The organism is Actinomyces sp. oral taxon 169 (assembly GCF_013394715.1).
Lineage (GTDB): Bacteria > Actinomycetota > Actinomycetes > Actinomycetales > Actinomycetaceae > Actinomyces.
Genome location: NZ_CP058259.1, coordinates 1,597,678 through 1,614,210, shown reverse-complemented (window position 1 = coordinate 1,614,210; position 16,533 = coordinate 1,597,678). Strand labels below are relative to the sequence as shown.

At 67.6% G+C, this 16,533-nt stretch carries 15 protein-coding genes; 14 read left to right on the top strand and 1 reads right to left on the bottom strand.

The annotated features are described in order from the left end of the window. Positions 1–2: 2 nt before the first annotated feature. The 13 genes from HW274_RS06905 (at position 3) to HW274_RS06845 (ending at position 13,985) form a co-directional block, all read left to right on the top strand. Positions 3–1,304, top strand: coding sequence for a PrsW family intramembrane metalloprotease (locus HW274_RS06905; RefSeq protein ID WP_185988453.1), 1,302 nt, complete (start codon positions 3–5; stop codon positions 1,302–1,304). Positions 1,305–1,468: 164 nt separating this feature from the next. Then, positions 1,469–2,371, top strand: a complete 903-nt coding sequence (pdxS, locus tag HW274_RS06900) for a pyridoxal 5'-phosphate synthase lyase subunit PdxS (protein WP_004564804.1) — start codon at positions 1,469–1,471, stop codon at positions 2,369–2,371. Beyond that, positions 2,368–3,021 carry an NUDIX hydrolase gene (locus tag HW274_RS06895; protein ID WP_185988452.1) on the top strand — a complete coding sequence of 218 codons (654 nt, stop codon included), beginning with the start codon at positions 2,368–2,370 and terminating at the stop codon, positions 3,019–3,021. Before pdxS ends, HW274_RS06895 begins: the two co-directional genes overlap by 4 nt. A 9-nt stretch (positions 3,022–3,030) precedes the next feature. Then, positions 3,031–3,768, top strand: coding sequence for a pyridoxal 5'-phosphate synthase glutaminase subunit PdxT (pdxT, locus tag HW274_RS06890; RefSeq protein ID WP_075254258.1), 738 nt, complete (start codon positions 3,031–3,033; stop codon positions 3,766–3,768). A 44-nt stretch (positions 3,769–3,812) separates the two neighbouring features. Beyond that, the gene (locus HW274_RS06885; RefSeq protein WP_185988451.1) at positions 3,813–4,577 is read left to right on the top strand and encodes a YebC/PmpR family DNA-binding transcriptional regulator; all 765 of its coding nucleotides are present in this window, start codon (positions 3,813–3,815) and stop codon (positions 4,575–4,577) included. A gap of 70 nt (positions 4,578–4,647) precedes the next feature. Further along, positions 4,648–5,253, top strand: a complete 606-nt coding sequence (locus HW274_RS06880) for a crossover junction endodeoxyribonuclease RuvC (protein WP_256694075.1) — start codon at positions 4,648–4,650, stop codon at positions 5,251–5,253. 114 nt (positions 5,254–5,367) lie between these two features. Next, complete coding sequence (gene ruvA / locus HW274_RS06875) at positions 5,368–6,021, top strand: Holliday junction branch migration protein RuvA (protein ID WP_185988450.1); 654 nt, start codon at positions 5,368–5,370, stop codon at positions 6,019–6,021. Beyond that, positions 6,014–7,054, top strand: coding sequence for a Holliday junction branch migration DNA helicase RuvB (gene ruvB, locus HW274_RS06870; protein ID WP_185988449.1), 1,041 nt, complete (start codon positions 6,014–6,016; stop codon positions 7,052–7,054). Before ruvA ends, ruvB begins: the two co-directional genes overlap by 8 nt. A 175-nt stretch (positions 7,055–7,229) precedes the next feature. Continuing rightward, positions 7,230–7,592, top strand: coding sequence for a preprotein translocase subunit YajC (gene yajC / locus HW274_RS06865; RefSeq protein ID WP_101587428.1), 363 nt, complete (start codon positions 7,230–7,232; stop codon positions 7,590–7,592). A gap of 206 nt (positions 7,593–7,798) precedes the next feature. Further along, positions 7,799–9,862, top strand: a complete 2,064-nt coding sequence (gene secD / locus HW274_RS06860) for a protein translocase subunit SecD (RefSeq protein ID WP_185988448.1) — start codon at positions 7,799–7,801, stop codon at positions 9,860–9,862. Next, positions 9,859–10,962 (top strand): protein translocase subunit SecF, encoded by a 1,104-nt coding sequence (secF, locus tag HW274_RS06855; RefSeq protein ID WP_075405427.1) that lies wholly within the window; start codon positions 9,859–9,861, stop codon positions 10,960–10,962. Before secD ends, secF begins: the two co-directional genes overlap by 4 nt. Further along, a complete protein-coding gene (locus HW274_RS06850) occupies positions 10,959–11,516 on the top strand; it encodes an adenine phosphoribosyltransferase (protein ID WP_004564814.1) in 558 nt (185 codons plus the stop codon). Before secF ends, HW274_RS06850 begins: the two co-directional genes overlap by 4 nt. A 144-nt stretch (positions 11,517–11,660) precedes the next feature. Beyond that, positions 11,661–13,985 carry a bifunctional (p)ppGpp synthetase/guanosine-3',5'-bis(diphosphate) 3'-pyrophosphohydrolase gene (locus tag HW274_RS06845; protein ID WP_075405428.1) on the top strand — a complete coding sequence of 775 codons (2,325 nt, stop codon included), beginning with the start codon at positions 11,661–11,663 and terminating at the stop codon, positions 13,983–13,985. A gap of 825 nt (positions 13,986–14,810) precedes the next feature. Here HW274_RS06845 and HW274_RS06840 read toward each other — a convergent pair. Further along, entirely contained in the window at positions 14,811–15,404 is a 594-nt protein-coding gene (locus tag HW274_RS06840; protein ID WP_075254266.1) for a hypothetical protein, read from the bottom strand. A gap of 170 nt (positions 15,405–15,574) precedes the next feature. Here HW274_RS06840 and HW274_RS06835 point away from each other — a divergent pair, with 170 nt between their 5' ends. Then, positions 15,575–16,447, top strand: a complete 873-nt coding sequence (locus tag HW274_RS06835) for a MerR family transcriptional regulator (protein ID WP_185988447.1) — start codon at positions 15,575–15,577, stop codon at positions 16,445–16,447. Positions 16,448–16,533 lie beyond the last annotated feature (86 nt).

The window sequence follows — 16,533 nt, the reverse complement described above, 5'->3', positions numbered from 1 at the left end:
CCATGAGCATGCCCCCCAGTCCCTGGGCTCCCCGGCCCGGATACCGGCGCTCCAGCGCCCTGCCGCAGACCCCAGCCGACTCCGGCCCCCTCCCCGGAGTCGGGCAGCGGTATCAGGTTCATCGTGACTCTCAGGGCACGCCTCCGTCGCGGGCCACGGATCCTGAGGATGGCCGGCAGCAGCACGAGCAGGTGGCCTCCCTCATCCCGCCGGGTATTCCGGCGAGGGTCGGGGCGATCGTCATGCTGACCGCGATCGTTCTGTTCTCAATGCTCACCGTGTACTTCTTCTCAGGGCTTCGGGACGATTTCGGTCCGGTCGTGCTTCCGTCGTTTCTGCTGGCGCTCATCCCCTTGGGCGGGGTGCTGGTGGTCACGATGCTGCTCGCGGGGGTGTTCTGGTACGTCCGCTGGGAGCCCAGGCCTCCCGGCGTGTTCACGGTGGTCACGCTCCTGGTGGCGTTCCTGTGGGGGACGAGCGTGTCCACCCTGTGCTCCTTGGTGGTCAACGGCTGGGTGGCTCGGGTCATCACCGAGGCCATGGGGGACCCGGATGCGGCCGGCGTGATTTCAGCACCTCTGGTGGAGGAGCTGACCAAGGGACTGGGCGTCCTGTTCGTCTTCCTCATCTGGCGCCGCACGATCAATGGGACGATCGATGGGGTCGTGTATGCGGCGTTCACCGCCGCAGGCTTCGCCTTCGTTGAGAACATCCTCTACTTTGTTCAGGGCTGGGAGTACGTGGGGACGATTTTCGTCATGCGAGGGGTCCTGTCCCCGTTTGCCCACCTGACCTTCACCTCTTGCACAGGAGTGGCCATTGGTGTCTCCTCCCGTCGGCGGTCTCAGTACGCCTGGGCGTGGATGGCTCCTGTTGGTCTGGTCGGTGCGATCCTCCTTCACGCGACCTGGAACGGCTTCGTTGCCGCGAACTTCGGGGTGTATCTGCTGCTTCAGTTCCCCTTCTACGCTCTGTGCGCCGGACTGGTCTCGTGGCTGCGTTGGAGTGAGCGCCGGTCGATGCGCCGCGGGCTGGAGGACTACGCCCACGCCGGCTGGTTCTCCCCGGCCGAGGTCCAGATGCTCACCACCGGCGCGGGGCGCCGCTCGGGCAGACGATGGGCCGCCACCAGGGGGCTGCAGGCCGCAGCGGCCATGAACACCTTCCAGAAAGGTGCTGCGGAGCTTGCCCAGCTGCGCCAGCAGGCGGTGGACAGTCACGATCTGGGCGAGCTGTCCGTCAAGGAGACCGAGCTGCTCGACCGGATCAGCTCGGCGCGCCGATCCTTCCTGGGGGCCGGGTAGGAGGGCGGTAGCAGCCGGACGACTTTCCACGGCTCGGGTCTCGCAGCGTGAGCACCGGGGACGGTTGCGCAGACGCGCGGTAGCATGCTGAGCGTCAGCATTATCTCAGAGACGTTGCGGCCGACCCCGTGCGGCGGCCGCGGCTCACGGCCGGAGGACCACGATTGAGTACAGAGCAGACCACTCCCAGCACCGGCACCCTCACCGTCAAACGAGGCATGGCGGACATGCTCAAGGGAGGCGTCATCATGGACGTCGTCACGCCCGAGCAGGCCCGTATCGCCCAGGACGCAGGAGCCGTCGCCGTCATGGCGCTCGAGCGCGTCCCCGCCGACATCAGAGCCCAGGGCGGCGTCGCCCGCATGAGCGACCCCGACCTCATCACCGGCATCATCGAGGCGGTCTCCATCCCGGTCATGGCCAAGGCCCGTATCGGCCACTTCGTGGAGGCCCAGGTCCTCCAGAGCCTCGGCGTGGACTACATCGACGAGTCCGAGGTCCTCACCCCGGCCGACTACGCCCACCACATCGACAAGCAGTCCTTCACCGTTCCTTTCGTGTGCGGAGCCACCAACCTCGGTGAGGCGCTGCGCCGCATCACCGAGGGCGCGGCCATGATCCGCTCCAAGGGTGAGGCCGGAACCGGGGACGTCTCCAACGCAGTGACCCACATGCGCACGATCCGCGATGAGATCCGTCGCCTGACCTCGCTGCCCGAGGACGAGCTCTACGTGGCAGCCAAGGAGCTCGCCGCCCCCTACGAGCTCGTCGCCGAGGTCGCCCGCACCGGCCACCTGCCGGTCGTGCTGTTCACCGCCGGTGGCATCGCCACCCCGGCCGACGCCGCCATGATGATGCAGATGGGGGCCGAGGGCGTCTTCGTGGGCTCGGGCATCTTCAAGTCCGGCGACCCCGCCAAGCGGGCCGCCGCCATCGTGCGCGCCACCGCGCAGTTCGACGACCCCGACGTCATCGCCGAGGTCTCGCGCGGACTGGGCGAGGCGATGGTGGGGATCAACGTCGACGAGATCCCCGAGCCACACCGCCTGGCGGAACGCGGCTGGTGACCGGCTCCCTGGTCGATGGACGTCACCCGGTGCTGGTCCCCGAGGACTGGGACCAGCACCTCGACGCCGCCGAATGGAGCCTGGGGGAGGACGGTCTGCCCTTCAGGACGGCCGCCCGGGTTCTGGCCGTGACCCAGGACAGCGAGATGCTGCTGCTGGTGGGGCACGACGCCGCGGACCCGGATCACAGGTGGATCTTCACCCCGGGAGGAGGACTCCACAGCGGTGAGGACCCTCGTGCCGGGGCCGTGCGTGAGCTGGTCGAGGAGTCCGGGATCGAGGTCGCCCCGGAGGACCTGGAGGGGCCCATCGCCCACCGCGAGGCGATCTTCCGCTTCGCCTCGGTCACGTGCCGCCAGGACGAGATCTTCTTCCTCCTGCACCTGCCGACCCGGCGCCCGGTCAGGAAGGACGGATGGACGTGCCTGGAGCGCGACGTCGTCGACTCCATCTCGTGGTGGAGTGCCGAGAAGCTGCAGGCCGCCCAGCAGCGGGGGCAGGAGATCTACCCGGTGCGCCTGCCCGAGATCCTGGCGGAGCTCGCCTCGGGCTGGAACGGCCGGTGCCTCGACCTGACCGATCCGGTGGACCACGAGGTCCTGGCCGAGCTCGCGAGCAACCCTCCCCGTCACTGCGACCCCAGCACCTGAAGGAGCCCGATGACCGACCCGAGCCACGCCCACCGCCCGGCCCACACGATGGACGCCCGCCACCCCCGGGCGCTCTTCCCCGCGCTCGCAGCGCCCGACTCCCGCCCCACGATCGGGATCCTCGCCCTTCAGGGCGACGTGCGCGAGCACTCCTTGGCCCTCGAGGCGGCCGGAGCACGACCCGTCGTGGTGCGCCGCGCCGCCGATCTGGGTGAGGCCCCCGGTCACCGGCTTGACGGCCTGGTGATCCCCGGAGGGGAATCGACCACCATGAGCACGCTGCTGGTCGCCTTCGAGATGCTCGCGCCCCTGCGCGAGCTCATCGGCGCGGGCCTGCCCGCCTACGGGTCCTGCGCCGGGATGATTATGCTGGCCGACCGCGTCGAGGGGGCTCAGGCGGGCCAGGCCTTCCTGGGTGGCATCGACATGACCGTGCGCCGCAACGCCTTCGGTCGACAGGTGGACTCCTACGAGGAGGACCTCGTCGCCCCGGTGCTCGGCGCGGGGCCAAACCGACCGCTGCGCGCCGTCTTCATCCGGGCCCCCTGGGTTGAGGAGGTGGGCACGGGCGTCGAGATCCTCGCCACGACCCGCGCCGGACGTGCGGCTGGGGTCGGTGGGGCCGACGGCGGTAGGATCGTTGCGGTTCGTCAAGGGTCCCTGCTCGCCACGTCCTTCCATCCGGAGGTCGGGGGTGACCACCGGGTCCACGACGTCTTCGTCTCCATGGTGACGCGCCGGGCCTGAGCAGGTCCGGCATCGTCCTCAGTATCGACTCCCAAGGAGCACTTATGTCGGGTCACTCCAAGTGGGCCACCACCAAGCACAAGAAGGCCGCCATCGACGCCAAGCGCGGCAAGCTCTTCGCACGTCTCATTAAGAACATCGAGGTCGCCGCCCGCACCGGCGGTGGTGACCCCACCGGTAACCCCACTCTGTTCGACGCCATCCAGAAGGCCAAGAAGAACTCCGTGCCGGCGGACAACATCACGCGCGCCGTCAAGCGCGGCAGCGGCGAGGAGGCCGGTGGTGCCGACTGGCAGACCATCATGTACGAGGGCTACGGCCCCGGCGGGGTCGCCTTCCTCGTCGAGTGCCTTACCGACAACCGCAACCGGGCCGCCTCCGACGTGCGCGTGGCCTTTTCCCGCAACGGCGGGAACCTGGCCGACCCGGGCTCGGTGGCTTACAACTTCACCCGTAAGGGCGTCGTCGAGGTCGCCAAGGCCGACGGCGTGGACGAGGACTCCATCCTCATGGCCGTCCTGGAGGCCGGCGCCGAGGAGGTCGAGGACATGGGCGAGTCCTTCGAGATCTACTCCGAGCCCAGTGACATCGTCGCCGTGCGTACCGCGCTGACGGAGGCGGGGATGGACTACGACTCCGCCGAGGTTCAGTTCGTCGCCGGTACCAAGGTGGAGGTCGATGTCGAAGGAGCCCGCAAGGTCTTCCGCCTCATCGACGCCCTGGAGGACTCCGACGACGTCCAGAACGTCTACACCTCGGTGGACCTCAGCCCGGAGGTGGCCGCCGAGTTCGCCGGCGACGAGGACTGAGCCCCTGGACCTCGCCGCCCCCCGGTCGCGCTCGGCTCGCGCCGTCGTCGCCCAGCAGCGGGTCCTGGGAATCGATCCCGGACTGACCCGCTGTGGTCTGGGATGCGTCGATGTCGACCCGCGCCGTCAGGTGCGCCTCGTGGAGGTCGGCGTGGTTCGCACGCCGCCTTCCCAGAGCCCCGAGCTGAGGCTGCTGACCATCACGGAGGCCATTGAGGACTGGATCGCCCGCCTGGGCCCGTCGGTGGTCTCCATCGAGAGGGTCTTCGTGCAGGACAACCTGCGCTCGGTCATCGGGGTCGCCCAGGTCATGGGGACCGCGATGGCCACGGCGGCGCGCGCGGGCCTGGAGGTCGCTCAGCACACGCCCAGTGAGGCCAAGGCCGCCGTCACCGGCTCGGGCACGGCTGACAAGGCTCAGGTTCAGGCCATGGTCACCCGCATCCTCGGCCTCGACGCCCCACCCCGGCCGGCCGACGCAGCCGACGCCCTGGCGCAGGCGATCTGCCACGGCTGGCGAGGAGGCGGAACGGGGACGGACGACGCCACCGAGATGGTCTCCGCCGGGGGCGCGGTGCGTGTCTCGGCCCGTACGCCGGCACAGCGTCAGTGGGCCGCCGCCCAGGCCGCAGCCCGGCGCACCGGTGCCGTCGACCCGCGACGGGTGCGGCGCTGAGGACCCCGCCGAAGTCGGGCTGCTAGGATCCGAACATCTGTTCGAGCCCCGTCGGTGTCCGTCAAGGCGGCCTGAGTGTGCTCGATCCACTGAGAACCCCAGGAGAAGTCGCCCATGATCGCCTCCCTGCGCGGCACTGTCCTCAGTGTCGGCCTGACCTGTGCCGTCATTGAGACCGGCGGCGTCGGCATGAGCATCCAGGCCACGCCCACCACGCTGTCCGGCCTCAGGGTCGGTGAGGAGACCCTCGTGCACACCGAGATGGTGGTCCGCGAGGACTCGCTGACGCTGTTCGGCTTCGCCGACACCGACGAGAGGGACAGCTTTCGCACCCTCATGAGCGCCAAGGGGGTCGGAGCCAAGCTGGCGCTGGCGATGCTGGCCGTCCACACGCCCAACGCGCTCAGGCGGGCCATCGCCTCCCAGGACGTCGCCGCCCTCACGCGGGTTCCCGGCCTGGGCCCCAAGGGTGCTCAGCGTGTCATCCTGGACGTGGCCGACAAGCTGGGCCCTGTCACCGGGGACGATCTCGGTACCGCGCGGACGGCGTCGCAGACCACCGGGGGAGCGGAGGCAATGAGCGACGGCGGTCCCGAGCCCCACGCGGACGTGGTCGCCGCCCTGGTGCAGCTCGGCTGGAACGAGGCCAGCGCGCACCAGGCGGTCTCCTCGGTGACGGCTGATGCCGCGGATGGGGGACAGGATCCGGACATGGCGGCGGTGCTGCGGGCCTCCCTGAGGTGGCTGGGAGGCGGGCACCGTGGCTGATCCTGATGAGCTCGATGGGCAGCGCCTGGTCGGTGGCGGCGCCGACGCCACCGAGCGCGCCGCCGAGGCGGCCCTACGGCCTAAGCGCCTGGAGGACTTCACCGGGCAGAAAGTGGTGCGAGGCCAGCTCTCGGTGGTGCTGCGCTCGGCCCTGGCCCGTGGGGTGACGGCTGACCACGTCCTGCTCTCCGGGCCTCCTGGGCTGGGCAAGACCACCCTGGCCATGATTATCGCCGCTGAGGTGGACGGCTCCCTGCGCCTGACCTCGGGGCCGGCCATCCAGCACGCCGGAGACCTCGCGGCCATCCTGTCCTCCCTGGAGGAGGGCGACGTGCTGTTCATCGATGAGATCCACCGCCTGGCACGCACCGCCGAGGAGATGCTCTACCTGGCGATGGAGGACTTCCGGGTCGACATCGTCGTGGGAAAGGGTCCCGGCGCCACCTCCATCCCCCTGTCGCTACCCCCCTTCACCGTCGTCGGAGCCACCACGAGAGCGGGGCTGCTGCCCGCGCCGCTGCGGGACCGCTTCGGCTTCACCGGGCACCTCGACTACTACGGGCCGAACGAGCTCACCCGGATCCTCACGCGCAGCGCGGGGCTGCTGGGGGTGAGCCTGGAGGCAGACGCCGCCAAGGAGCTGGCCTCACGCTCGCGCGGCACGCCCCGAATCGCCAACCGGCTGCTGCGCCGGGTCCAGGACTGGGCGGAGGTGCACGGGCGTCCCGGCCGGCTGGACCTGGCGGCGGCCCGCGGCGCCCTGGACGTCTTCGAGGTTGACGCCCTCGGGCTGGATCGTCTGGACCGCCAGGTGCTCGAGGCCCTGTGTACCCGGTTCGGCGGCGGCCCGGTGGGGCTGACGACGCTGGCGGTCAGCGTGGGGGAGGAGCCCGAGACGGTGGAGACCGTGGCCGAGCCCTACCTGGTGCGCGAGGGGCTCGTGGTGCGCACCCCGCGGGGGCGGGCGGCCACGCCGGCGGCCTACAGCCACCTGGGACTCGAGCCCCCTGCCGACGGATCATTGTTCTCCTGAGCGACAACCGGGTAATGTGACCATTTTGTAACCGGTTGGTACCCAGTTGTGCCCGACCACTCGCCAACGGTCGGTAAGGCTCTGGCCCGCGTGCCATAGACTCGCCACCGCCGGCCTGTGACAGTCGTAGGTCTGCATCAGCCGGGACTGCCTAGTCGAAACGGAAGAGGCCTCCATGTCGTCGTATTTCATCTGGATCATGCTCATCGGGATGTTCCTGATGATGTGGTTCGTCAGCCGCAGGCAGCGCGCGATGCAGGAGGAGCAGAAGCGCCGTACCGAGAAGGGCCTGGTTCCCGGCAACTGGGTTCGCACCATCGGCGGCTTCTACGGCACGGTTGTCGAGGTCGACGGTGACGTGGTCACCCTGGCCACGCCGCTGGGCGACGAGACCCTGTGGAGCAAGCGGGCGATCGCCGCCATCGAGGAGCCGCCCTTCGGCTCCGCCTCCGCCCACGAGGAGTCCGGCTCCGACGTCGAGCAGGCTGACAACGACATCCAGGACTCCGAGCAGGACGCGGCCGAGCCGCAGGCCTGATGTCGCGAACCGAGCGCTCTCCCACGATGTGAGCGCGGCGGCTCCCCGCAGAGCCCTGCACACCCCACCCGCGCCTGGCGACCAGACTCGCCGAGTCCACCGGAAACGGTGCGTCTCATGGTCGTGCCCGCCAAGCGCCCCTACCCACACTCACCTCAGCCTTCGGGCCATGCGCTCGAGCACACTCCACTCCAGGAAGGGACCACGTGTCCAGTAAGCAGCGAAAGCGCCCAGGGCGCCGCCTCCTGATGTTCATCCTCGTCCTCGTCATCGGTTTCGGTGCGCTCGTGGCGGGAAGCATGAGGCACAAGGCCTCGCTCACCCCCGGCCTCGCCCTCGATCTGGAGGGCGGGACCCAGCTCATCCTGACGCCCACCACCTCTGACGGCTCGGCGATCAGTGACAACGACGTCGAGCAGGCCATCGAGGTGATCCGCCAGCGCGTGGACGCCTCCGGTGTCTCCGAGGCGCAGATCTCCCGCCAGGGCGGTCAGAACATCGTGGTCTCGCTGCCCGGTAAGCCCAGCCAGGCCACCCTGGAGCTGGTGCGCACCTCGGCCGTCATGTACTTCCGCCCGGTCCTGCGGATTCTGCCGGGCAGCGCCCAGCAGGCCGCCAAGAACATCGCCAGCCAGAATCCCTCTGGTGGGCCGACCCCGGCGCAGGCGGCTCAGCCCAGCCCGAGCGCCAGCAGCGAGGCGACTCAGCCGGCGGCGGACTCCGAGGGCGCCGAGGAGGGCTCGGGCCAGGGCGAGCAGCCGGCTGCGACTCCGGCCCCCACCGCGCAGCCCACGGCTCAGTCGACGGCACAGCCCCGGACTCCCGAGGAGATCGCCAAGCAGCTGGCGGACGTCAACCAGGACGGGGTCATCTCCTCCGACCCGCTCCCCGCTCAGGACAAGACGAACTCGTCGGACTCCTGGATCACCGAGAAGCTCCTCTACGACGGCTACATGACCGACTGCTCCGACCCGAAGAACCTCACCGGTCAGACGCAGGACCCCAAGGTCGCCGTCATCTCCTGCTCCAAGGAGGCCGGCTCCCAGCACCAAGGCGCCTACATCCTCGGTCCGGCCGAGATCACCGGCACCGAGCTCAAGAGCGCCAACTCGGGCCTGGAGACTGACTCCCGAGGACAGGCCACCCAGCAGTGGGTCGTCTCGCTGGCCTTCAACGCTGACGGCACCAAGAAGTTCGCCGAGATGTCCAAGCGGCTGCTGGCCTACCGCGACCAGGCCAGTGCCGCCGGCGCGCAGGGTGCTCAAGGCGCTCAGAACCAGGACAGCCAGGCCAAGGCCCAGTTCGCCATCGTCCTGGACGGCCTGACCATCATGGCCTCTGGCTTCAACGAGACCGTCCACTCACCGATCACCGACGGACGGGTCCAGATCACCGGTGGCTTCAGCCAGAACCAGGCCAACACGCTGGCCAACCAGCTCTCCTTCGGCTCGCTGCCGCTGAGCTTCACGGTTCAGTCCGAGCAGCAGATCTCCGCCACCTTGGGGACCGAGCAGCTGCGCAACGGCCTGATCGCCGGGCTCATCGGCTTCGCCCTCATCATCCTCTACCTGGCCTGGCAGTACCGCGGCCTGGCGGTGGTGGCCGTGGCCTCCCTGGTGGTGGCAGCAGCCGGCACCTACCTGGTCATCGCGGCACTGAGCGCGACCATGGGCTACCGCCTGTCCCTGGCGGGGGTGGCCGGACTCATCATCTCCATCGGCATCACAGTCGACTCCTTCATCATCTACTTCGAGCGCGTCCGTGACGAGGTGCGTCAGGGGCGGACTCTGAGGACCGCGATCGATGAGGGATGGAAGCACGCCAGGCGCACGATCCTCGTCTCCGACGCCGTCAACCTCGTGGCCGCGATCGTCCTGTACTTCCTGGCCGTCGGCGGGGTGCAGGGTTTCGCCTTCACCCTGGGGGTGACCACATGCGTGGACCTGGCCATCATCATCCTGTTCACCCACCCGATGATGGAGTGGATCGTCCGATTCCGCTTCTTCGGCGAGGGGCACCGCCTCTCCGGCCTCGACCCCGAGCACCTCGGGGCGACGTCCTCGACCTACGGCAAGGGGCGCGAGGCGGTCGCCGACCGCGTGACCGGGTCGCTGGCGCGCCGCAAGGCCGAGGCCCGCAGGAACGCCGAGAGCCCGGAGGGTGCGGCTGAGGAGTCCGACGGCGAGGCCGCCGACGATGAGGCTGAGCAGCAGGACGGTGACGCGGTCGATGCCGCGGCCGACAAGGGAAAGGACGGTGAGACGAAGTGAAGTCTCTCGCCACGCTCGGTAACGAGCTCTACTCGGCCAAGACATCCATCCCCTTCGTCGGTAAACGGAAGATCTGGTACCTCATCGCCGTCGTCGTCATTCTCGGCTCGGCCACGCTCCTGGGCACTGTGGGACTAACTCCGGGTATCGACTTCAAGGGCGGTTCGGAGATCACGATCACGGGGCTGTCCTCCCCCTCAGAGCGTCCCGCCAACGAGGTTCTCTCCAAGAGCGACCTGGCGGCCGGTTCCTCGGTGACGACCATGGGCTCGTCGTCGGTGAGGGTGCAGACCTCTGAGCTGAGCAAGCAGCGCCTCGACTCGCTGGCCGGTCAGCTCGCCACCGCCTACAAGACCGACGCCTCCAACGTCTCAGCGACGACTGTGGGACCGACCTGGTCCTCCGACGTCACGAAGAAGGCGGTTCGAGGACTGGTCCTGTTCTTCATCTTCGTCGGACTGCTCATCTGGGCGTACTTCCGCACCTGGAAGATGGCGGCGGCGGCCCTGCTCGCCCTGTGCCACGACATCATCGTCACCGTGGGCATCTACGCCCTGTCCGGATTCGAGGTCACTCCGGCCACGATCATCGGTGTGCTGACGATTCTGGGCTACTCCCTCTACGACACGGTGGTGGTCTTCGACAAGATCCGTGAGAACACCGAGGACTTCGAGTCCCAGAGTCGGTCCACCTACGCCGAGCTCGCGAATCTGGCGGTCAACCAGACCTTCATCCGCTCGATCAACACCTCCGTGGTCGGCGTACTCCCGGTGGCCTCGCTGCTGTTCGTCGGCGCCTTCATCCTGGGGGCGGGAACGCTGCGCGACATCGCCCTGACGCTGTTCATCGGCATGATCGCCGGAACCCTGTCCTCGATCTTCCTGGCCACCCCCCTCCTGGTGGACCTGCGCTCACGTGAGAAGCGCATCAAGGAGCAGGCCGCCAAGGTTGCCGCGGCGCGCCAGCACCGTCGGGAGGAGGCCGGTGACGACGTCGAAGAACTGGCTAAGATTGACGCGGCTCCGGCCGCCTCACCAGTCACACCCGGCCACCACCTCGGCGTGGCGGCTCAGCCGAAAAGGAAGAAGAAGCGCAGATGACCGCTCCCGTGGCCCATTCCGAGTCGGTGCCCGAGTCTCTGACCAGGCTGGTCATGAGCCACTTGCGCGAGATTCCCGACTTCCCCGAGCCAGGGGTCCTCTTCCGGGACATCACTCCGCTTCTGGCCGATGGGCAGGCCTTCGCCGCTCTCGTCGAGGGGCTGGCCGATCATTACCGGGGTCGAATCGATGCGATCGCGGGGCTGGAGTCGCGCGGCTTCATCCTGGCGGCGCCCTTGGCGGTTCGGCTCGGGGTCGGCATGATTACGGTGCGCAAGGGCGGTAAGCTGCCCGGCCCGGTCATCGGCGTGGACTACGCACTCGAGTACGGCACGGCCCGGATGGAGCTGAGGCCCGAGACCGTCACCAAGGGTGCGCGCGTCCTGGTCATCGACGACGTGCTGGCCACCGGTGGGACGGCCGCCGCCTCCATCTCCCTCATCGAGCAGGCCGGCGCCACGGTGGAGGCCATCTGCATGCTGCTGGAGCTGTCCGATCTGGGCGGTCGCCGCCAGCTTCAGGGGCGTGAGGTGGACTCGATCGTCATCTTCTGAGGCGGTAGCTCGTCGCAGGTCTGCTGCTCGACGGGTGGCCGGGGCTGCTTCTCGTGCGGTGTCGTGATCCTGAAGGACGCGACACCGCACGGCCATCGGCAGCGCCGGCACGCCTCGGTGTGCCGGCCGCTATATGATGCGTCAATGACGGAGACGAAGAACACCCCGGATACGTCAGGTGACAGTGTTGTCCCGGGCTCGCGCGTGCGCAGCCGTCTGGCGTGGTTCGGCTCCCGGGGGCACTCCACTCCGGCGGCCATCGAGCCGCTGCTGCGCGCGGTGCGCGCCAACCACCCCAAGGCCGACACGAGCCTCATCGTGCGCGCCTACGAGGTGGCGGAGAAGGCTCACTCCGGTCAGCGACGCAAGTCGGGGGAGCCCTACATCACCCACCCGGTGGCAGTGGCAACCATCCTGGCCGAGCTGGGAATGACAGCCCAGACGCTGGCGGCTGCCGTCCTGCACGACACCGTGGAGGACACCGACTACACCCTCGAGCGCCTGCGCGCCGACTTCGGCGACGAGATCAGCCTGCTCGTCGACGGCGTCACCAAGCTCGACAAGCTCCAGTACGGTGAGGCCGCCCAGGCCGAGACGGTGCGCAAGATGATTATCGCGATGTCCAAGGACATCCGGGTCCTGGTCATCAAGCTCGGCGATCGCCTTCACAACGCCCGCACCTGGAAGTACGTCTCCGCGGAGAACGCCGCCCGCAAGGCCAAGGAGACCCTGGAGATCTATGCGCCCCTGGCCCACCGCCTGGGGATGAACACGATCAAGTGGGAGCTGGAGGACCGGTCCTTCAAGGCCCTCTACCCGGGCGTGTACGAGGAGATCGAGCACATGGTGGCCGAGCGGGCCCCGGCTCGTGAGGAGTACCTGCGCCAGGTCCGCCTCCAGATCGAGGAGGACCTGAGGGTCAACAAGATCAAGGGCGCCGTGACCGGACGGCCCAAGCACTACTACTCGATCTACCAGAAGATGATCGTGCGGGGGAAGGACTTCGACGACATCTACGACCTGGTGGCGCTGCGAGTCATCGTTGACACCGTCCAGGACTGCTACGCGGTGCTCGGCTCCCTGCACTCGCGCTGGACCCCCATGAGCGGGCGCTTCAAGGACTACATCGCCGTCCCCAAGTTCAACCTTTACCAGTCGCTGCACACGACTGTCGTGGGGCCGGGTGGCAAGCCGGTGGAGATCCAGATCCGCACCCACGAGATGCACCGTATGGCCGAGTACGGTGTGGCCGCGCACTGGCGCTACAAGGAGGACCCCAACGCCTCGGGCCCCAGCGCCCTGGGAGGCAGGCCCGGAGACTCCGACCAGGGCGACATGGGCTGGCTGCGCCAGCTCGTCGACTGGCAGAAGGAGACCCAGGATCCCACCGAGTTCCTCGACGCCCTGCGCTACGAGATGGCCGGGGACCAGGTCTACGTCTTCACCCCCCGGGGTGATGTCCTGGCACTGCCGGCGGGGGCCACCCCGGTGGACTTCGCCTACGCCGTCCACACCGAGGTCGGCCACCGCACCGTGGGCGCACGCGTCAACAGCCGACTGGTGCCCCTGGACACGCGCCTGGAGAACGGTGACACGGTGGAGGTCTTCACCTCCAAGGCCATCAACGCCGGACCCTCGCGCGACTGGCTCTCCTTCGTCGCCTCCACCCGGGCCCGCAACAAGATCCGTTCGTGGTTCTCCAAGGAGCGCCGTGAGGAGGCCATCGAGGAGGGCAAGGGCGCCATCGCCCGCACCCTGCGCAAACAGAACCTTCCTTTGCAGCGCCTCATGAGCCACGAGACCCTCATGAACGTGGCCAAGACCCTCGACAAGGTCGACATTGACGGCCTGTACGCCGCGGTGGGTGAGGGACACGTGTCGGCCCAGCACGTCGTCGACACCCTGGTGGCCACCATGGGCGGGGAGGACGGCGCCGAGGAGACCCTCGCGGAAGGGATCCTGCCCACCCGGGCCACGACGCACCGCCGGCCGCGTACGGCCGACGCCGGAGTCGTCGTCGCCGGTATGGACGAGGGCGACGTCTACGTCAAGCTGGCGCGCTGCTGCACCCCCATGCCGGGTGACCCCATCGTCGGCTTCATCACCCGCGGTTCGGGTGTCTCAGTGCACCGGGCCGACTGCCAGAACGTCGATCAGCTCCAGCGTGAGCCCGAGCGCCTCATCACCGTCTCCTGGGCGGATCACGCCCAGTCGGCCTACCTGGTCCAGGTGGAGGTCGAGGCCCTGGACCGTGGGGGCCTGCTCGCCGACATCACCCGAGCACTGGCAGACAGCCACGTCAACCTGGTGAGCGCCTCCATCGCCACGAGCCGTGACCGGGTCGTCACCGGGCGGTTCGTCGTCGAGCTGGCCGAGGTCGGGCACCTGGACCACACGCTGGCGGCCCTGCGGCGCATCGACGGCGTCTTCGAGGCGCGCAGAAGCCTGTCCACGACACGTCGTCGATGAAGAGGATCGAGGACGAGCGGGTGCCACGTGCCTACTGATCGTTACGTGACACTCAGTATGGCACTATTGAAACTTCGTAAATAGGACTCACCAGAGCCATTTGCAGCTGCCTCCATCACGGCAAGCTGGTCGGATTCATCCCATAAGGACGGCCAGCGATTCTTGCGAAGACGAAAGGCGATGACTGATGTCACATGCTCCCCTATGTAGTCTTTTGGGGAAAATTTAATTTTGCGTTGATCGAAAGAATGTATGACAAGGTTGCAGGTCTGCTGTCGATTAAGTGAGTAATTGTATGAATATGACGTTATGTATTCAAAGCTGATTCGGGTTGTCCTGTCAAGGAAGGAATGCTTCTCGATGTATCCTGGTCCGACCTCAACGTAGTTCATGATTGTTTGGAGGGTTACTCCACATCCTAAAGTGATAATGATGATGGCGCACGCGAGCCATATGGTGGCGACACCGGCGTCATCGTCAGAAAATGAAGGGGCGACCCATCGTCTGCAGCCGAGCCAGAGGAAGACTAGACCGATGAATAACAGCCCTCCGCCGCCGAGCAACTGATACTGTGGCGGTCTTGATCGTGCAATGCCATTTTCTGTCATGGGGAGCCCGTCACTCGTTCGAAGTGGTCCAATCCCAGCCTAGTGGGGATACCGAGTATCCTAGCAAGACCGAGAGGGGATGGAATAGTTTTCATGTTATCAACATGAGTTTCGTCTGCTGGGGGCCGTGAATGACTTCACTGAAGGCGTCATGAAGGTTCTGACTGGTGCTCACGGTGGTGACTCGAATCAATTCTCTTTGAGAATGTGTCGTTGTTTACTGGTGGAATGCGACGGACTCGATGATGTGCTGCGCCCGCGGGCAGCCTCTGCTGGCTGCCCCACGACAGTGGTTGAGCGTGAGCAAGAGGCGGACTCGGCTCACTCCGTGGTTGCGGGCGGTCAGGATGGCTTGCACAGCCTGCACCGGTGTCCCCAGACGGGCGATGTCGACGGCGGCTCGGGCGATCGTGGCGCAGGTGATGCCCCCGATCACCGTCGTGTCGCAGTGGGGCAGCCGGCCTCGTCTGGTCACCAGGTAGGGCAGTCGACTTCGACGGCCTCCGGGCAGGCTCACCTCCAGGGCGTCGGGAGCTGGCCCGCCGACGTGCACCCACAGGGCGGTACTCGCCAGAAGCACACCCCGGCAGGGCATTGCAGCGGCAATGGCCCGCATACGTCCCTCGGCCGAGCGCAGAGTGTCGGCCGGTTGCAGGTTGCCCAGGATGTTGACCAGCAGCCGGGCATCGAGCCCGGCGCACCTGAGCACCTCCATGTCCTGAGGCGGAAGCGTGCCCAGAACTGGGGTCAGCGGGAGGGCGGACAGGTGGGCCACGGCGGCGTGGCCGGGTACCGGGACAAAACGAGCCATATGCCATCGTGGACGTCAACCGGCCGCGGGCGCCACAGTGAACCGGCCGCCTGTGGATAACCTCGTGGTGACCGCGCGGAGTTGACCCTCACGCGGCGGGAGGCTCCACGGTGGACGACACGCACCCGGACACGTGCCAGGTGGAGCCAGTACTGAGGAAGGAGACTACGGTGAAGGACCCTCAACACCGTCATGCCAGAGCTGAAAGGCCTGGCACGGCAGCCGAGGCCACGGTCGATGCCGTGTCCGACGACGCGGAGATGGCCATGACGGTCGGTGAGGTCTCAACGCTCCTGGGCGTCAGCGTCAGGGCGCTGCATCACTGGGACGAATCCGGCCTGGTGCATCCCTCCCAGCGCAGTGCCGCCGGCTACCGGCTCTACAGTGAGGCGGACATCATGCGCATCCAGCAGGTCCTCGTCTACCGGCAGACCGGCATGAGTCTGGCCGACATCAAGGCCGTCCTTGACGAGCCGGGCGCCGACGCACTGACGCACCTGCGCCGTCAGCGCGAGCTGGTGCAAGGACAGATCTCCCACCTGCAGCACAAGCTCAGCTCCATCGACATGGTGATCGATATACAGCAGTTGGGAGCGAGGATCTCCGTGGCTGAGATGGCGGAGATCTGGGGGACCGACTGGGACCCCGTCTATGTCGAGGAGGCCCGCGCCCGGTGGGGTGATACACCGGAGTGGGCCGAGTCCTACCAACGCAAGGCTCGGATGTCTCGCGCCGACTGGGAGCGGGCGCATGAGGAGACCGTCGCTCTGGAGTCCGCGCTTGCTGAGGCGATGCGCAACGGCGTCGAACCGGGCAGCCCCGAGGCCAATGCCCTGGCGCGGTGGCATCGCAAGGACTTCAACCGATGGTTCGAGGTCTCCACCTCCAAGCAGGTCATCATCGCCCGCAGCTATGTGGTGGACGAACGTTATGCCCGCTACTACGACAAGCGCGCGCCGGGTCTGGCGGCCTGGCTCAAGGACGTCATCGACGCCTGCGCCAGGTCCGAGGGTGTGGACCCCGCAACCGTCACCTGGGAGTAACAGATCGCTCGACCAGCGACACCAGGATGAGACACGAGGCGGGGCCGACACCGGTGGGTGGTGTCGACCCCGCCTCAGGTGCTCCT

What these genes read in the sequence shown, in the direction of transcription:
- HW274_RS06885 (WP_185988451.1), top strand. Translation starts at nt 3,813, where the DNA reads ATGTCGGGTCACTCCAAGTGGGCCACCACCAAGCACAAGAAGGCCGCC.
- HW274_RS06840 (WP_075254266.1), bottom strand. Translation starts at nt 15,404, where the DNA reads ATGGCTCGTTTTGTCCCGGTACCCGGCCACGCCGCCGTGGCCCACCTG.
- HW274_RS06905 (WP_185988453.1), top strand. Translation starts at nt 3, where the DNA reads ATGAGCATGCCCCCCAGTCCCTGGGCTCCCCGGCCCGGATACCGGCGC.
- yajC (WP_101587428.1), top strand. Translation starts at nt 7,230, where the DNA reads ATGTCGTCGTATTTCATCTGGATCATGCTCATCGGGATGTTCCTGATG.
- ruvA (WP_185988450.1), top strand. Translation starts at nt 5,368, where the DNA reads ATGATCGCCTCCCTGCGCGGCACTGTCCTCAGTGTCGGCCTGACCTGT.
- HW274_RS06850 (WP_004564814.1), top strand. Translation starts at nt 10,959, where the DNA reads ATGACCGCTCCCGTGGCCCATTCCGAGTCGGTGCCCGAGTCTCTGACC.
- pdxT (WP_075254258.1), top strand. Translation starts at nt 3,031, where the DNA reads ATGACCGACCCGAGCCACGCCCACCGCCCGGCCCACACGATGGACGCC.
- HW274_RS06845 (WP_075405428.1), top strand. Translation starts at nt 11,661, where the DNA reads ATGACGGAGACGAAGAACACCCCGGATACGTCAGGTGACAGTGTTGTC.